Genomic DNA, 15,482 nt, shown 5'->3' with positions numbered 1-15,482 from the left:
CCGACGAGGTGACGCGTGTCGCGCGTGAGGTGGGTTCGGAGGGCAAGCTCGGCGGCCAGGCGCAGGTGCGCGGCGTGTCGGGCACCTGGCGCGACCTGACCGACAACGTCAACGTCATGGCGTCGAACCTGACCGCGCAGGTCCGCAACATCGCCCAGGTCGCGACGGCGGTGGCGCGCGGTGACCTGTCGCAGAAGATCGCGGTGGCGGCGCAGGGCGAGATCCTGGAGCTCAAGGACGTCGTCAACACGATGGTCGACCAGCTGTCCGCGTTCGCCGACGAGGTGACGCGTGTCGCGCGTGAGGTGGGTTCGGAGGGCAAGCTCGGCGGTCAGGCGCAGGTGCCCGCAGTCGCCGGCACCTGGCGCGACCTGACCGACAACGTGAACTTCATGGCGTCGAACCTGACCGGCCAGGTCCGCAACATCGCGCAGGTCACCACGGCTGTGGCCAAGGGCGACCTGTCGCAGAAGATCACCGTCGACGCGCACGGCGAGATCCTGGAGCTGAAGAGCACGGTCAACACGATGGTGGACCAGCTGTCGTCGTTCGCCGACGAGGTGACGCGTGTCGCGCGTGAGGTGGGTTCGGAGGGCAAGCTCGGCGGTCAGGCGCAGGTGCGCGGCGTGTCGGGGACCTGGCGGCACCTGACCGAGAACGTCAACCAGCTCGCCTCGACGCTGACCACGCAGCTGCGGGCCATCGCCCAGGTGTCGACGGCGGTGACCCGCGGCGACATGACCCAGCGCATCTCCGTCGAGGCGCAGGGCGAGGTGGCCGAGCTGAAGGACAACATCAACCAGATGATCGTGACGCTGCGCGACACGACGAAGAAGAACGCCGAGCAGGGCTGGCTGGACTCGAACCTGGCCCGCGCCGGTGAGCTGCTGCAGGGCCAGCGGGACCTGGAGCAGGTCTCCCGCATGATCATGTCGGACGTGACGCCGCTGATCGAGGCGCAGATCGGCGCGTTCTTCCTGTCCGAGCCCGACGGCGAGGACGTGCGGCTGCAGCTGGCGGCCGCCTACGGGTACGCGGGCGGCGGCAGCTCGGCGCACTACGCCGCCGGTGAGGGGCTGGTCGGCCAGGCGGCCGTGGATCGCCGCACCATCCGGGTCGGGGCGGGGCGCACCAAGATGACGGTGCGTTCTGGCATAGCCGACACCAAGGTCTCCGACCTGATCCTGGTGCCGATCGTGTTCGAGGGCGAGGCGCTGGGCGTCATCGAGTTCGGCAGTGTCACCCCGTTCTCCGAGCTGCACCTGGACTTCCTGGACCGGCTCGCGGGCACGCTGGGCATCGCGCTGAACACGATCCTGGCCAACCGGCGCACCGAGGAACTGCTGGCCCAGTCGCAGCGGCTGGCGCAGGAGCTGCGCGACCGCTCGGTGGAGCTGCAGCGCACCAACAACGAGCTGGAGGAGAAGGCGGCCCAGCTGTCGGAGCAGAACCGCAACATCGAGATCAAGAATCGGGAGATCGAGCTGGCGCGGCTCGGTCTGGAGGACAAGGCGCGGCAGCTGTCGGCGGCTTCGCAGTACAAGTCGGAGTTCCTGGCGAACATGAGCCACGAGCTGCGTACGCCGCTGAACTCGCTGCTGCTGCTGTCGCGGCTGCTGGCCGACAACCCGGAGGCCAACCTCACCCCGAAGCAGATCGACTTCGCGCGGACCATCCACAGTGCCGGGTCGGACCTGCTGGCGCTGATCGACGACATCCTGGACCTGTCGAAGATCGAGGCCGGGCGCATGGACGTCGAGCCGGGCGAGGTGCGCTTCCAGGACATCTGCGACTACGTGGAGCAGGCGTTCCGGCCGCAGACCGAGGAGAAGCGCCTGGAGCTGGAGCTGACCCTGTCCGGGCAGCTGCCCGCCGGGATGATCACCGACGCGCAGCGGCTGCAGCAGATCCTGCGCAACCTGCTGTCGAACGCGGTCAAGTTCACCGACTCGGGCACCGTGCACCTGGAGATCGGGCCCGCGCCGGCCGACCTGGTGTTCGAGGAGCCGTCGCTGAGCCAGTCGGGTGAGGTGGTGATGTTCGCGGTGCACGACACCGGGATCGGCATCTCGGCCAGCAAACTGGCGTTGATCTTCGACGAGTTTCAGCAGGCCGACGGGACGACCAGCCGCAAGTACGGCGGCACCGGCCTGGGCCTGTCGATCAGCCGGGAACTGGCGCGGCTGCTCGGCGGCACCATCACCGTCACCTCCGCGCCGGGGCAGGGTTCGACGTTCACGCTGTACCTGCCCGGCATGCTGACCGGCCCGACGACCGCGCCGACGATGCCGCTGGTGCCGGTGCACGCCGGGGTGGGCGCGCCGGTCGGGGCGGTGCCGGTGAGCCCGACGGCGCAGGCGCACTACGCCACGCCGGTGTCCCGGCCCATCATCAGCCGACCTGCCACCGACGCGCTCGGCGACGAGGTGTCGTCCACCCTGGACGGATCCCGCGTGCTCATCGTCGACGACGACGTGCGCAACGTCTTCGCCTTGGCCAGCGCCCTGGAGCACCACGGGATGCAGGTCCTGTACGCCGACAACGGCAACGACGGCATCCAGCTGCTGGCCGAACACCCGGACATCGACATCGTGCTGATGGACGCCATGATGCCCGAGCAGGACGGCTACGAGACGACCCGGATCATCCGCCGCAACCCGCACCTGACGGCGCTGCCGGTGGTGTTCCTGACCGCCAAGGCGATGCCGGGCGACCGGGAGGCGGCCCTGGGCGCGGGCGCCAGCGACTACATCACCAAGCCGGTCGACCTCGACGAACTGCTGCGTTTGATGGCGCGCTGGATCGGGCAGGGGGAGAAGGCGTGAGCGAATTGGAGGCGGGGTTTCTGACGGCGAAGGTGCTCCTGGTCGACGACCGGCAGGACAATCTGATCGCGCTGGAGGCGATGCTGCAGGGGCTGCCGGTGGAGCCGGTCGCGGTCGCCAGCGGCGAGGCGGCGCTCAAGCGGCTGCTGGTCGACGACTTCGCGGTGATCCTGATGGACGCGCAGATGCCGGGCCTGGACGGGTTCGAGACCGCGGGGCACATCAAGCGCCGGGAACGCACCCGGCACATCCCGATCATCTTCCTGACCGCGGCCGACCGCGACGCCCGCCTGGCGCTGCGCGGGTACGCCGCGGGCGCGGTCGACTACCTCACCAAGCCGTTCGACCCGTGGGTGCTGCGGGCGAAGGTGGCGATCTTCGTCGACCTGTGGGTCAAGACGCAGCAGCTGCGTCAGCAGGCGCAGCAGTGGGCCCGGCTGTCGGGCGCCGCCCAGGACGCGGTACGGCTGCTGGAGGATCCCGGCCTCGACAACGTCGAACGGGCCCGCGAGGCGCTGCGCGCCGCCCTACCCCACGACCCCGAGCCGCTCACCCGCCGCGCCCGCTGACCGGCGGCGCCCCGGCCCCCCAAACTGCCGCAACTCTTAAAGAGTCGCGGTCGTCCGCAGACCTGATGCCGCGACTCTTTAAGAGTTGCGGCACAGGTGGGGGGCAGGCGGAGCGGGTCAGGCGGCGGAGATTTCCAGGGCGATCAGGCACGCCTCGTCGTCGCGTTCGGGCGGGGTGAGCTGCCATAGGCCCGCGGTGCCGTCCTTGCGGTACGCGCCCGCGACCCGGGTCGCGAACTCGGCCAGCGGGTCGCGTTTGCGCTTGTGCAGCACCCCGTCGGTGAACGACACGAAGCTGTCGCCGGGCTCCAGGCGCAGCGTGTGGGTGTCGAACCGCTGCCCGTCGAGCAGGCCCAGCAGCGGCCCGGCCGGATCGTCGACGACGGTGGCGGTGCCGTCGCGGACCAGCAGCGGCTGCAGGTGGCCCGCCGACGCCCAGCGCAGCGTCCGGTCCGCGGGCTGGTAGTGCCCGATGAGCAGGCTGGCCAGCGGCCCGTCGGGCGCGCCCATCAGCGCGCCGTTGACGATGCGCAGGATCTCGGCGGGCGCGGTGCCGGCCGCGCCGAGGGTCACCACCGGGAACCGCAGCCGCACCACCGCGGCCGCGGCGACCAGGCCGGTGCCGAACGCGTCGCCGATGACGAACAGCAGCGAGCCGTCGTCGAGCCGTTCGGCGTCGCAGAAGTCGCCGCGCAGCTGCGTGCGCGGCGCGGTGGCGGCGTAGTGGCGGCCGGTGACCTCCGCGTCGGTCGTCTGCAGCACCAGGTCGCGGCCGGGGTAGAGCAGCCGGGTGAGGTTGGCGGTCAGCGACTGCTCGGCGGCCAGCTGGATCTGCCGGGCCGCCGACACGGTCTCGCTGCGCGTCCAGCGGTCCTCGGCGGCGTGCTGCTCGCTGACGTCGTGCAGCACCAGCCGGATCAGCCGGATGTCGTCGCCGGCGAGGTCGGCTTCGGCGAACACCCGCACCGGCACCACGCCGCGGGCGGAGTTCAGCCGCAGCAGGGCCAGGTCGGGGCGGCCCTGGGCGAGCCCGGCGAGCAGTTCACGCAGCAGGCCGCGGTCGGCGGCGGCGAAGAATGAGCCGAACTTGTCCAAGGTCGTCGGGCCGTGTGCCGGGTCGCGGCCGACCAGCGGGTACAGGCCGGGGGACCAGACCGCGTCGCCGGCCTGCAGGTCCCATTCTGCCCAGCCGGAGCGGCTGAGCGTCTCCAGCCGCGCCATCCGGGCGTCGTTGCTGACGGTGGCGTCGATGCGTTCCCAGGAGGCCAGCAGCGCGTCGCCGACGCGGGCGGCGCGGCGGTTGAGGATGACGCGCCGGGGCCGGCCGTTGACGAGGGCGTCCTCGACGACGGCCTGCCGGGCGAAGGGCACGTCGTCGGTGAGCAGTTCGACGTAGGCGTCGAAGACGCCGTTGACGCGCAGCCGCGGGTAGACGTCGAGCAGCAGGCGGCCGACGGTGTCGCCGTCGGAGGCGCGCACCGCGGGCCCGGCGGCGGCGATGACGAAGTCGGTGACCGTGCCGTGCTCGTCGCGGACCGGGGTGAGCAGGTGGCCGAGGCCGCCCATGACGTCGAGGGCGCCGGTGAGCCATACCGGCAGGGAGGCGGCCCTGGTGCCGGCGGTGGGCCATAGCCGGCGTACCGCCCGGCCGGTCCCGGCGGCGAGCCGGTCCAGGAAGGCCAGGTCGGTGGCGGTGAACTCGCGGGGCTCGCCCCAGACCAGCGACAGCACGCCGACGACGTGGTCGCCGACGGCCAGCGGGTAGACGGCACGGGCCGGGCCGGGGCCGATGAGCACGAAGTCGTGTGGCTGCAGGCCGTCGAGCAGCAGGGGCCGCCCGGTGCGCACCGCGGCGCCGACGGTGGTGTTCAGGGAGCTGGGGGAGCGCTGCCACTCGCTGGCGACCTGCGCGGGCCAGCCGTGGCTGGCGATCAGGCGCACCGAGCCGTCGGTCTCGGTGGAGAACAGCGCGGCGGCGGCGCCGGGCTGGTCGCCGAGCCCGATGGTGACCAGTGCGTCGGCCAGGGCCGCGAAGTCGTGGGCGGCGTCGAGCGCGGCCAGGCATTTGCGCAGCACTCGCGCCTGGGCCTGGGGCAGACGGCGGTCCGGGTCGTCGTCCAGGCCGACGACGGTGCGCAGCTCGGCCGGGCTGTGGCCGGGCAGGTCCAGCGCCGGAGCGGCGGGCGGGGTCGGGTCCTGGGCTTCGGCGGTGTCGGGCACGGTCGCGCCGACGAGGTCGGCGGCCAGGTCGACGACGCTGATGTTGCGCTGCTGTGACATGGCCGACAGGCGGCCGAACGCGGTCTCCGGGTCGCAGCTGAACCGCTCGGCGAGCAGGCCCTTCGCCTGTTCGATGAGGCCGCGGGTGCGCATCGCCCGGCGCAGGCCGGCGAGTTCGGCCTCCAGGCGCTGCACGCGGGAGACCCAGTCTGCCTCTGCGGGCCGAGGTTCGCCTTGCCGTGCCATGATTCGTACTCTGCCCATCGCGATTCGCGCCGAAACGGTGATCCCAGCATTGTCCGGCAGGAGCGGGACCGCGGGGACGGCGGGTGTGCGAACCGGGCTGGGCGTGCGTTAATGGAACTGTTCAGGTGGCGGAGGGAGCAGGATGGACCGGGGTTTCGGTGTCGAACGGGTCGTGGACGCGGACCGCATCGTGGTCAAGGTCCGCGGCGAGATCGACCTGATGACCGCGGGCAGCCTGCGCGACGACCTGTGCGACGCGGTCAAGCAGTCCCCCGAGGTGGTGGTCGACCTGCAGGGTGTGGGCTTCCTCGACTCCACCGGGGTGCGGGCGTTGTTCGACGCGTACCGTTCGGCCAACGAACTCGGCCACCGGTTCTACGTGACGGGTGCCCGGCAGTGGGTCGCCAAGGTGCTCGACGTGACCGGGGTCGGGAAACTGCTGGCCCCGCCCGCCTGAAGCCGCGCCCGCGCCGCGGGACCCACGCAGACGTTTTCGACTTTTCTCGCCCGCGCAGGCTTGGCCGCCGTGCCGGAGGGGCACGTGAGGAGTATGTCCATGCTGGTGTGCCACGTGCGGCGGGAGCAGCCCTTCGCGGTCGTCGCGATGGCCGGCACGCTCGACCAGGACACGCTCATCCAGGCCGGGGTGACGCTGGCCGACTGCCTGGCCGCGCAGCCGGAGGCCGTCGTGCTCGACCTCGCCGACACGCGGTGTGCCGACGAGCGGCTCGTGCCCTGGCTGCACCGTGCCGCGGTCAGCGCGACCCGCTGGCCCGGCATCCCGATCATGGTCGCCGCGCCGCCGTGCCCGGTGCCGGTGGCGCATCCGGGCCTGGCCGTCTACGACGACGCCGGCCTGGCCGAGAAGGCCGCCGAGGCCCTGCCGGTCAGCCCGCGCCGCTCGGTGACGCTGCCACCCACCCCCGCCAGCTGTGCCCGCGCCCGCGATCTCGCACAGCGCGCCTGCGCGGCGTTCGGGCTGCCGCGGCTGGGGCAGCTCGCCCAGCTGCTCGCCTCCGAGCTGGCCGCGAACGTGGTCACGCACGCGCGCACCGACATGGAGCTGACGCTGCGCCAGGCGGGTGACGGGGTGATCGTGGCGGTCCGCGACGGCGATCCGCGGCTGCCGCACGAGCCCGGCCCGGAGGACCGCGGGGCCGGCCTGGAGCTGGTTTCAGCGATGGCCACCGATTGGGGAAGCCTGTTGACCAGTGGCGGAAAGGTCGTGTGGGCGCTGGCGTCGGTGGCCGAACCGCGGCGCGCCGAAGCGTCCTGAGGGCGGCCCCGGGCGTATAGTGGGAAGCCTGCCGTGGGCAACGGCAGCGTGGCCGGGGTGACCGGGCCGCGTAACGGCGCTCTAGCAGCAGGGTGCCGGAACCCGCCAGGAAAAGCCTGCCGGCTCGTGCGGTGCACGGGTGACGCGTGCAGGCGATGGCAGGTACAAAAAGATGCGAACCGCTACTGTTTCGTCCCCGAAGTCCGCCGTGAGCGCCGTCGACGTGCTGGCGAAGTTCGAGGACGCTTTGCTGCTGCTGCACCGGCTGCCCGACGGCGACACCGGCCGGGGCAGGCTGCGTGACGAGATCATCTGCGGGTGCGCGCCGGTGGCGCGCCGCCTGGCGATGCGTTTCCGCAACCGGGGTGAGGACGTCGAGGACCTCGTCCAGGTGGCCACGATCGGCCTGATCAAGGCCGTGGACCGGTTCGAACCGGACCGCGGCGTGCCGTTCGCCAACTACGTCATGCCGACGATGCTGGGCGAGATCAAACGCTACTTCCGGGACCGGACCTGGACCCTGCACGTGCAGCGGTCCCTGCAGGAGCTGCACCTGGCGGTGTGCCGGGCGATCCCGGAACTCAGCCAGTCCCTGCAGCGCACGCCGAGCGCCGAGGACGTCGCCGTGCACCTGGGCGTCAGCGAGCAGGAGGTGCTGCGCGGCATGCAGTGCGCCGCGGCGTACACCGCCAGCTCCCTCAACGCGCCCGCCACCGGTGACGACGGCGACGGCGAACTGCAGGATCTGCTGGGCGAGAACGACGACACCCTGGAGGCGCTGCCCGAACGGGAGGCGCTGCGCCAGGCGATCGACACCCTGCCCGAGCGCGACCAGCGCATCCTGCGGATGCGGTTCGTGGACAACCTCACCCAGTCGGAGATCGCCGATCAGGTCGGTGTCTCCCAGATGCACGTGTCCCGCCTGCTGGCCCGTGCCTTCCAGGCCCTGCGGGAGGAGCTGACCACCGCCGACGCCGGATGACGGACCCGAGGACCGCTTCAGTCCGGGGGCTCGCCCGCGACGTCGGGCAGCTCGCGCTCGAGGCGGTCCTCGATGCCCTCACCGGCGGCGGTGCCCAGGTCGTCCATCCCTTCCGGGGGCAGGTCGGGCTCGGCCGCGGGCAGGTCGCCCCCGGCGGGCTCGGGCAGCGGCTCCCGCTCGGGCGGCGGTTCGAAGTCCTCGGCGGGCGGGGTGAATCTCGGTTCGCTCATGAGAGCTCGATTACCCGGCCGCGGCCAGGCTCACACTTCGGTCCGTGCCGCGCCGGGGCGGCACGGACCGGGCGCGGGCTCACATGCGCTCGGGGGCCTCGATGCCGAGCAGGGCCAGGCCCTGCGCGATGACCCGGGCGGTCAGGTCGCACAGCAGCAGCCGGCTCTCCCGCACCGCGCCCTCTGCCTTGAGGACCGGGCAGTTGTCGTAGAACGCGGTGTACGCCCCGGCCAGGTTCTGCAGGTAGCCGGTCAGCCGGTGGAACTGCAGCGTGTCGGCGGCGTCGGCGACGACCGCGGCGAAGCCCAGCAGCTCCATCGCCAGCGCCCGCTCGGCGGGGGAGCCGAGCACCACCGCGGCGGCGCGGTCGGGGCTCACCGCGCCCCGGCGGAAGATCGAGTTGATCCGGGCGTGGGTGTACTGCAGGTACGCGCCGGTGTCGCCGGAGAACGACAGCATGCGGTCCCAGTTGAAGCTGTAGTCCTTGATCCGGTCGCTGGACAGGTCGACGTACTTGATCGCGCCGATGCCGACCATGCGCGCGACCTCGGCGCGGGTGTCGGCGTCCAGCTCCGGGTTCTTCTCCGCCACGATGGCCGCGGCCCGGGCAACCGCCTCGTCGAGCAGGTCCACGAGCTTGACGGTGTCGCCGGCCCGGGAGGCGAGCTTCTTGCCGTCGGCGCCCAGCACCTGGCCGAAGCCGATGTGCTCGGCGCGGGCGGGTGCGGCCAGCCAGCCGGCTTCGCGCGCGGACTGGTACACCATCTCCAGGTGCTGATGCTGCGGCGAGCCGACGACGTACAGCAGCCGGGTGGCCTTCAGGTCCTGGGTGCGGTGCCGGATCGCGGCCAGGTCGGTCGCGCCGTAGCCGTAGCCGCCGTCGCGTTTGCGCACGATGATCGGCATGGGTTCGCCGTCGCGGCCGGTGAAGCCGTGCGGGAACACGCACAGCGCCCCGTCGCTCTCGCGCAGCAGGCCCAGGCCGTCGAGGGCGTCGACGACGGGGGCGAGCAGGTCGTTGTAGTACGACTCGCCGAAGAAGTGCTCGGCGGTCAGGGTGACGCCGAGCTTGTCGTACACGGCGAGGAAGTACTTCTCGCTCTCGTCGACCAGCAGCCGCCACAGCCGCAGCGTCGTCGCGTCGCCGGACTGCAGCGCCACCACCCGCAGCCGGGAGCGTTCGGCGAACGCCGGGTCGGCGTCGAACTTGACTCGTGCCGCGCGGTAGAAGCCGTTGAGGTCGCCGACCGACAGCTCGTGCGCGGCCTCGGTCTCGCCCAGGTCGAGCAGGTGCTCGATGAGCATGCCGAACGGGGTGCCCCAGTCGCCGACGTGGTTGGCGCGCCGGATGTCGTGGCCCAGCCAGTCCAGGGTGCGGGCGGCGGCGTCGCCGATCACGGTGGAGCGCAGGTGGCCGACGTGCATCTCCTTGGCCACGTTCGGCGCGGAGTAGTCGATGATCACGGTCTCCGGGGCGGCGGCGGTCGGCACACCGAGCCGTTCGTCGCCGCTCATCGCGCCGACCAGTCCCGCCAGCGCGTCGTCGCGCACCTTCAGGTTGATGAACCCCGGTCCGGAGATCTCCGCGGTGGCGACCAGGTCGGCCAGGTCGGCGCGGCCGAGGGCGTCGGCGGCGATGTCGCGCGGGGCGCGGCCGAGCCGCCGGGCCAGCGGCAGCGCGCCGTCGGCCTGGAAGTCGGCGTGCTGCGAGCGGCGTACCACCGGGTCCACCGGCTCGCCCGCGACCGCCGCGAACGCGGCCGCCAACCGGTCGTTGAGCAGACTCTCCAGATCAGTCACGTGAACTCAGCTCTCTCGCGGGAAACGGGCAGGGGCGTGCCGGGGCAGCGTCGCGCCGGGCAGACCAGGGATGCGGAGAAGGGCAGTGCCGTACGCGGAGACGCGTCAGCGAGCTGCCACGATTCGTCGTCGCACGATCACGACGACGCGGCCCGGCCGGCGCACGACAACACGGCCGCAGCGGCCGGCGCGCATCTCAGCAGGGAACACGCCGCCCACCCTACCGCAGGAAGGAAGGGCACCTTGTTAACGGTATGCGTAGCGCAAGGGCACCTTCCTAACATGGCGCCATGACCGACGACACGCAGTACCGGTTCTACGGGGAGCTGGCGCGGTGGTGGTCGCTGATCTCGCCGGTCGAGGAGTACGCCGAGGAGATGGCGTTCGTGGCGCCGCTGCTGGCCTCGGCGTCGATCCCGGTGCGCGAGGTGCTGGAGCTGGGCAGCGGCGGCGGGCACAACGCCGCACACCTGCGCGAGCGGTTCACCATGACGCTGTCGGACCTGTCACCCGAGATGCTCGACGTGTCGCGGCGGCTGAACCCGGACTGCGAGCACCACCTGGGCGACATGCGCACACTGCGGCTGGGCCGCGCCTTCGACGCGGTGTTCGTGCACGACGCGGTGTCCTACATGACCGGCGAGGACGATCTGCGGCAGGCGATCGCGACCGCGTACGCCCACTGCCGCCCCGGCGGCGTCGCCGTGCTGCTGCCCGACGAGACCACGCAGACCTGGGAACCCGGCGCCGACCACGGCGGCGTCGACGGCCCGGACGGGCGCGGCGTGCGTTTCCTGGCATGGTCCTGGGACCCCGACCCCGCCGACACCTGGACGGTCACCGAGTACGCGTTCCTGCTGCGTGAAGCCGACGGCAGCGTGCGCGCCGTGCACGAGACGCACCGGACCGGGCTGTTCGCCCGCGAGGTGTGGCTGAAGCTGCTCACCGAGGCCGGGTTCACCGCCGAACTCGTCGTCGAGCAGACCACCGAGGACCGCACTCCCCGCGACTGCTTCGTCGCCCACCGCCCCGCCTGAGCGCGCCGGGCAGTCCGGCGGAGTGTGCGCGTGGCCGCGGGCGATCGGATACGGTGACGGCATGCGGCGGCTGTGCACGGCCCGACCGGGCCGGACGGCCCGGGTGCTGTTGCTGCTCGCCACCCTGGTCGGCCTCGCCGCCATGCACACCCTCGGGCACGGCACGGCAGCCCACGCCGCGATGACGCCGATGCCCGCACACGGGACCACCACCGCCATGGCTGCGCAGGCCGGCGAGGCCCGCGGCGGCGGCTGCCCGGACGGTCACTGCGCCCGGCTGCTCGTGCCGCCCGCCCGTCACACCGCCGGCATGGACTGGTGGGACGTGTGCGTGGCGGTGCTGACCGCCCTCGGCGTGCTGCTGCTGTTGTTCTGGCTGGTGGGCGTCGTGCGCCGGCGTACTCCCGCGGGCCTTTCTCGCCTGCGCGCGGCCGTCGCCTCGCGCGGCCCGCCCGTGGCCGGACTCGGCCTGACCCTGGCCACGGTGTCGGTGATGCGGCACTAGGACCCGCGGTGCCGCGCAACGGCGCGGCAGGTCCTGCCGTACATCCTTCTTCCGACACCGAGAGGTCGATTCGATCATGTTCAGGAACACCACGCTGCGCGCTGCCCTGGTGGGGGCCGCCGCCGTCACCGCACTCGTCCTGGCCGGCTGCGGTTCCGGCCACTCCGGCATGGACCACGGCTCCGGCGCGACGCCCGGCGCGACCGCGAGTTCGTCCATCGGCGCGTACAACGACGCCGACGCGGCCTTCGCCCAGGCGATGATCCCGCACCACCAGCAGGCGGTGCGCATGGCGCAGCTCGCGCCCACCCGCGCGGCCGACGCCGAGGTCAAGGCGCTGGCCGAGCAGATCAGGGCAGCCCAGGACCCGGAGATCGCCACGATGACCGGCTGGCTGCAGACCTGGCAGCGGCCGACGGCGATGCCCGGCCACGAGAGCGGGCACCAGGGCATGCCCGGCATGATGAGCGACGCCCAGCTCGCGGCGCTGGAGGCCGCGTCGGGGCGGGAGTTCGACCGGATGTTCAGCGAACTCATGATCGCCCATCACGAGGGCGCGATCATGATGGCGCAGCAGGAGATCGCCAACGGCGCGAATGCTGCGGCCAAGGAGCTGGCACAGCAGATCATCACGGCCCAGCAGGCCGAGATCGCCACGATGAAGGCACTGCTCGCGCGGCTGTGAACCGGGCCTGGGTGGCGCGGCGCGACCGCGCCACCCAGGCGTCCGGCGCCGTCATACGTGGCAGATGACCTCGCCGTGCGGGACCAGGAACCAGCCGTCCTCGGCCGCCACCCACTCCCGCCAGCCGTCGGCCATCCGCCGCAGGTCGGCCTCGGTCGCCAGGCCCTGCGCGACGGCCTGCCCCGCCAGCGCCGAGTGCACGACCCGCTCCGCCCACATGCCGCCCCACCAGGCGCGCTCCTCGGGGGAGGCGTAGCACCAGACGCTCGCGGTCGCGGTGACGTCGGTGAACCCCGCCGCCCGTGCCCAGGAGTGCAGCCGCCGCCCGGCGTCGGGCTCGCCGCCGTTGCCCCGGGCGATCCGGCGGTACAGCGCCAGCCACTCGTCGAGCGCCGGGATCAGCGGATACCAGGTGAACGCGGCGTAGTCGCCGTCGCGCGCGGCCACCACCCCGCCGGGCCGGCACACCCGGCCCATCTCCCGCAGCGCGCCGACCGGGTCGGCCAGGTGCTGCAGCACCTGGTGGGCGTGGACCACGTCGAACGAGCCGTCGGGCAGGTCGAGGGCCTGCACGTCGGCGACCAGGAAGTCGACGTTGGCGGTGCCGCGGGCGGCGATCTCGGCGCGGGCCAGCCCGAGGGCGTCCTCGGTCAGCTCCAGCGCGGTGAGCCGTGCCGGGGCGACCGCATCGGCCAGGTCGGCGGTGATGGTGCCCGGCCCGCAGCCCACGTCCAGGACCGTGCGGCCCGGCCGCAGGTGGGGGAGCAGGTACGCGGCGGAGTTGGCCGCGGTGCGCCAGCGGTGCGACACCAGCACCGTCTCGTGATGTCCGTGCGTGTACGTCGTCATGGTCGATCCCTCCTACCAGGAGAGTCTAGAGATCACATCCTGTTATATGGGAGAACAATCCCATATCATGAATATGTTTGAGGGAGCGGCAGCTCCGGGAACGTATGTTCGGTGATGAACGGGCATCGAATGAGCGCCGCCGATGTCTTCCGCTGGGCGGTCGCCGCCTCGTGCGGGGTCGCGCTGGTGGTCGCGGTCCTGGCCGCCGTCTGGTCCGTGCGCGGGATCATCGTGCTGGTCCTCGTGTCGCTGTTCGTCGCCGTCAGCCTCGACCCGGCCGTCCGCTGGCTGGTACGCCACCACGTCCACCGCCCCTACGCCGTCACCGTCATCCTGCTCGCCCTGCTGCTCCTGCTCGCCCTGCTGCTGCTCGGGATCGGTCCGCCACTGGCACGCCAGGCCGGGCAGCTCACCGCCGACCTGCCCGGCCGGATCCAGGAACTCGACGACCGCTCACGGGCCTTCCGCGAACTCAGCGCCCGCTACGGGCTCGGCGACCGGCTCAACGAGCTGGCCGCCACCATCCCCGAACGCGTCGGCACGAGCCTGCTCAGCCTGTTCCGCACCTTCCTCGGCGTGCTCGCCGCCGCGCTGACCGTGCTCGTGCTGTCGCTGTACTTCCTCGCCGACATGCCGCGCCTGCGCCGCCGCGTCCAGCTGATGGCCCCCGACCGGCAGCGCGAGCGCACCCGCCGCATCGTCGACGTGGTCGTCGACAAGGTCGGCTCGTACATGATCGGCAACCTGCTGATCTCGCTGATCGCCGGCGTCGTCGCGTACGTGGGCCTGCTCGTGCTGGGCATCCCGTTCGCGCTGCCGCTCGCCCTGATCGTCGCGGTGACCGACCTGATCCCGCTGGTCGGCGCGACCCTGGGCACGGCGGTCTGCGGGCTGGTCGCGGCGATCACCTCCGGGCTGTGGCCCGCCGCGATCGGCATCGTGATCTGGCTGCTGATCTACCAGCAGATCGAGAACTACGTGATCGTGCCGAAGGTGATGAAGCAGAGCCTGGACATGCCGGCGCTCGCGGTGCTGCTGGCCAGCCTGCTCGGCGCGGGACTGCTCGGCCTGGTCGGCGCGCTCATGGCCATCCCGATCGCCGCCACCGTCAAGACGGTGCTGGTCGAGCTGCGCAGACCCCTGCCACCCGAGCACCCGCCCGAGCCCGCCGACGATTCGAAGCGCGGCCATCGGGGTACGCACCCGTGATGCGATCGACGTGGCGCGTCCGGCCGCGGCGATCGGCGCCGACACCGCAGGAGAACGACATGCCCGCACAGCCGTCAGCCGCCCGGCAGGTCCCGCAGGGTCCGACGGAGTTCACCCGCCGGGACTGGTGGGGCGTGCTCAAGCGCACCGTCAAGGAGTACCAGCAGGACAACCTGAGCGACTGGGCCGCCGCGCTGACCTACCGCGCGGTGATGTCGCTGTTCCCGGGCATCCTGGTGCTCGTCGCGCTGCTCGGTCTGACCGGCGCGGACACCGCCCGGCGCGCCTCGGCCGAGGTCGGGGCGTACGCGCCCGGCGCCGTGCGGGACGTGCTCGACAACGCCCTGACCGAACTGCAGCGCGGCCGCGGTGCCACGGCCGGCCTGGTCGCCGTGCTCGGTGTCCTGCTCGCCCTGTGGTCGGCCTCCGCCTACGTGTCGGGGTTCATGCGCGCCAGCAACGCCATCTACGACGTGCCCGAGGGCAGGCCCATGTGGAAGACGCTGCCGATCCGGCTCGGCGTCACCATCGTGTGCGCCCTCGCGATCGCCGTCGTCGCCGTCGCGCTGGTCTTCACCGGACCCGTCGCCGCTCGCGCCGGTGAGTTCCTGCACCTGGGCTCCGGCGTCGTACGCGTCTGGGACATCGCGAAATGGCCCCTGGTCATCATCGTGATCGCGCTGATCTTCGCGTTGCTGTACTGGGCGTCGCCCAACGCCCGGCAGGGCGGCTGGCGCTGGATCTCGCCCGGCAGCGTGCTCGCCGTGCTCATCTGGCTGGCCGCCTCGGCCGGCTTCGCGCTGTACGCGGCGAACTTCGGCTCCTACAACAAGATCTACGGCAGCCTGGCCGGCATCATCGTCTTCCTCATCTGGCTCTGGATCAGCAACGCCGCCCTGCTGCTCGGCGCCGAATTCGACGCCGAACTGCACCGCGCCCGCGCCCTCGCCGAAGGCCATCCCCTCGACCAGGAGCCCTACCTCGAACTCCGCGACCCACCCGACCCAGAGCAAGGAAGGGCACCTTCTTAACGGATTCCGTAGCGGAA

General features: G+C 72.1%; 14 protein-coding genes. 10 read left to right on the top strand and 4 right to left on the bottom strand.

Features of this window, described 5'->3' with window-relative positions; translation table 11 throughout:
* Positions 1 to 2,825: ATP-binding protein (locus ACFQO7_RS29310; RefSeq protein ID WP_376809393.1), on the top strand; the 2,825-nt coding region annotated here is incomplete at its 5' end.
* Positions 2,826 to 2,905: 80 nt separating this feature from the next.
* On the top strand, positions 2,906 to 3,394 hold the full coding sequence (locus tag ACFQO7_RS29305) for a response regulator (RefSeq protein ID WP_376809405.1): 489 nt from the start codon (positions 2,906 to 2,908) through the stop codon (positions 3,392 to 3,394).
* 117 nt (positions 3,395 to 3,511) lie between these two features.
* Here the strand turns inward: ACFQO7_RS29305 and ACFQO7_RS29300 are convergent, their stop codons facing one another.
* Positions 3,512 to 5,809 (bottom strand): SpoIIE family protein phosphatase, encoded by a 2,298-nt coding sequence (locus ACFQO7_RS29300; RefSeq protein ID WP_376809392.1) that lies wholly within the window; start codon positions 5,807 to 5,809, stop codon positions 3,512 to 3,514.
* Positions 5,810 to 6,002: 193 nt separating this feature from the next.
* On the opposite strand from ACFQO7_RS29300, the gene ACFQO7_RS29295 reads away from it, so the two are divergent.
* From ACFQO7_RS29295 to ACFQO7_RS29285, 3 genes are all read left to right on the top strand, one after another.
* Complete coding sequence (locus ACFQO7_RS29295) at positions 6,003 to 6,317, top strand: STAS domain-containing protein (RefSeq protein WP_376809391.1); 315 nt, start codon at positions 6,003 to 6,005, stop codon at positions 6,315 to 6,317.
* Positions 6,318 to 6,416: 99 nt separating this feature from the next.
* Complete coding sequence (locus tag ACFQO7_RS29290; protein WP_376809390.1) at positions 6,417 to 7,136, top strand: ATP-binding protein; 720 nt, start codon at positions 6,417 to 6,419, stop codon at positions 7,134 to 7,136.
* 208 nt (positions 7,137 to 7,344) lie between these two features.
* The gene (locus tag ACFQO7_RS29285; RefSeq protein ID WP_376809389.1) at positions 7,345 to 8,118 is read left to right on the top strand and encodes a SigB/SigF/SigG family RNA polymerase sigma factor; all 774 of its coding nucleotides are present in this window, start codon (positions 7,345 to 7,347) and stop codon (positions 8,116 to 8,118) included.
* A gap of 17 nt (positions 8,119 to 8,135) precedes the next feature.
* Here the strand turns inward: ACFQO7_RS29285 and ACFQO7_RS29280 are convergent, their stop codons facing one another.
* Both ACFQO7_RS29280 and argS read right to left on the bottom strand, forming a co-directional pair.
* Positions 8,136 to 8,348: a hypothetical protein gene (locus tag ACFQO7_RS29280; RefSeq protein ID WP_376809388.1), complete on the bottom strand. Its 213-nt coding sequence runs from the start codon at positions 8,346 to 8,348 to the stop codon at positions 8,136 to 8,138.
* Between the two features lie 79 nt (positions 8,349 to 8,427).
* On the bottom strand, positions 8,428 to 10,149 hold the full coding sequence (argS, locus tag ACFQO7_RS29275; protein ID WP_376809387.1) for an arginine--tRNA ligase: 1,722 nt from the start codon (positions 10,147 to 10,149) through the stop codon (positions 8,428 to 8,430).
* Between the two features lie 290 nt (positions 10,150 to 10,439).
* Between argS and ACFQO7_RS29270 the strand changes: the two genes are divergently transcribed.
* From ACFQO7_RS29270 to ACFQO7_RS29260, 3 genes are all read left to right on the top strand, one after another.
* Positions 10,440 to 11,186 carry a class I SAM-dependent methyltransferase gene (locus ACFQO7_RS29270; protein WP_376809386.1) on the top strand — a complete coding sequence of 249 codons (747 nt, stop codon included), beginning with the start codon at positions 10,440 to 10,442 and terminating at the stop codon, positions 11,184 to 11,186.
* 61 nt (positions 11,187 to 11,247) lie between these two features.
* Entirely contained in the window at positions 11,248 to 11,691 is a 444-nt protein-coding gene (locus ACFQO7_RS29265; RefSeq protein ID WP_376809385.1) for a DUF6153 family protein, read from the top strand.
* A 76-nt stretch (positions 11,692 to 11,767) separates the two neighbouring features.
* The gene (locus tag ACFQO7_RS29260) at positions 11,768 to 12,376 is read left to right on the top strand and encodes a DUF305 domain-containing protein (RefSeq protein ID WP_376809384.1); all 609 of its coding nucleotides are present in this window, start codon (positions 11,768 to 11,770) and stop codon (positions 12,374 to 12,376) included.
* A 51-nt stretch (positions 12,377 to 12,427) separates the two neighbouring features.
* Here the strand turns inward: ACFQO7_RS29260 and ACFQO7_RS29255 are convergent, their stop codons facing one another.
* Positions 12,428 to 13,225 (bottom strand): methyltransferase domain-containing protein, encoded by a 798-nt coding sequence (locus ACFQO7_RS29255; RefSeq protein WP_376809383.1) that lies wholly within the window; start codon positions 13,223 to 13,225, stop codon positions 12,428 to 12,430.
* Between the two features lie 129 nt (positions 13,226 to 13,354).
* On the opposite strand from ACFQO7_RS29255, the gene ACFQO7_RS29250 reads away from it, so the two are divergent.
* Positions 13,355 to 14,434: an AI-2E family transporter gene (locus ACFQO7_RS29250; RefSeq protein WP_376809382.1), complete on the top strand. Its 1,080-nt coding sequence runs from the start codon at positions 13,355 to 13,357 to the stop codon at positions 14,432 to 14,434.
* 59 nt (positions 14,435 to 14,493) lie between these two features.
* On the top strand, positions 14,494 to 15,465 hold the full coding sequence (locus ACFQO7_RS29245; RefSeq protein ID WP_376809381.1) for a YihY/virulence factor BrkB family protein: 972 nt from the start codon (positions 14,494 to 14,496) through the stop codon (positions 15,463 to 15,465).
* Positions 15,466 to 15,482: the final 17 nt, after the last annotated feature.

This window comes from Catellatospora aurea (assembly GCF_042663325.1).
Taxonomy (GTDB): Bacteria; Actinomycetota; Actinomycetes; order Mycobacteriales; family Micromonosporaceae; genus Catellatospora; species Catellatospora aurea.
Note: the sequence above shows the minus strand (reverse complement) of the source record. Positions and strands in the feature narration are given on the sequence as shown.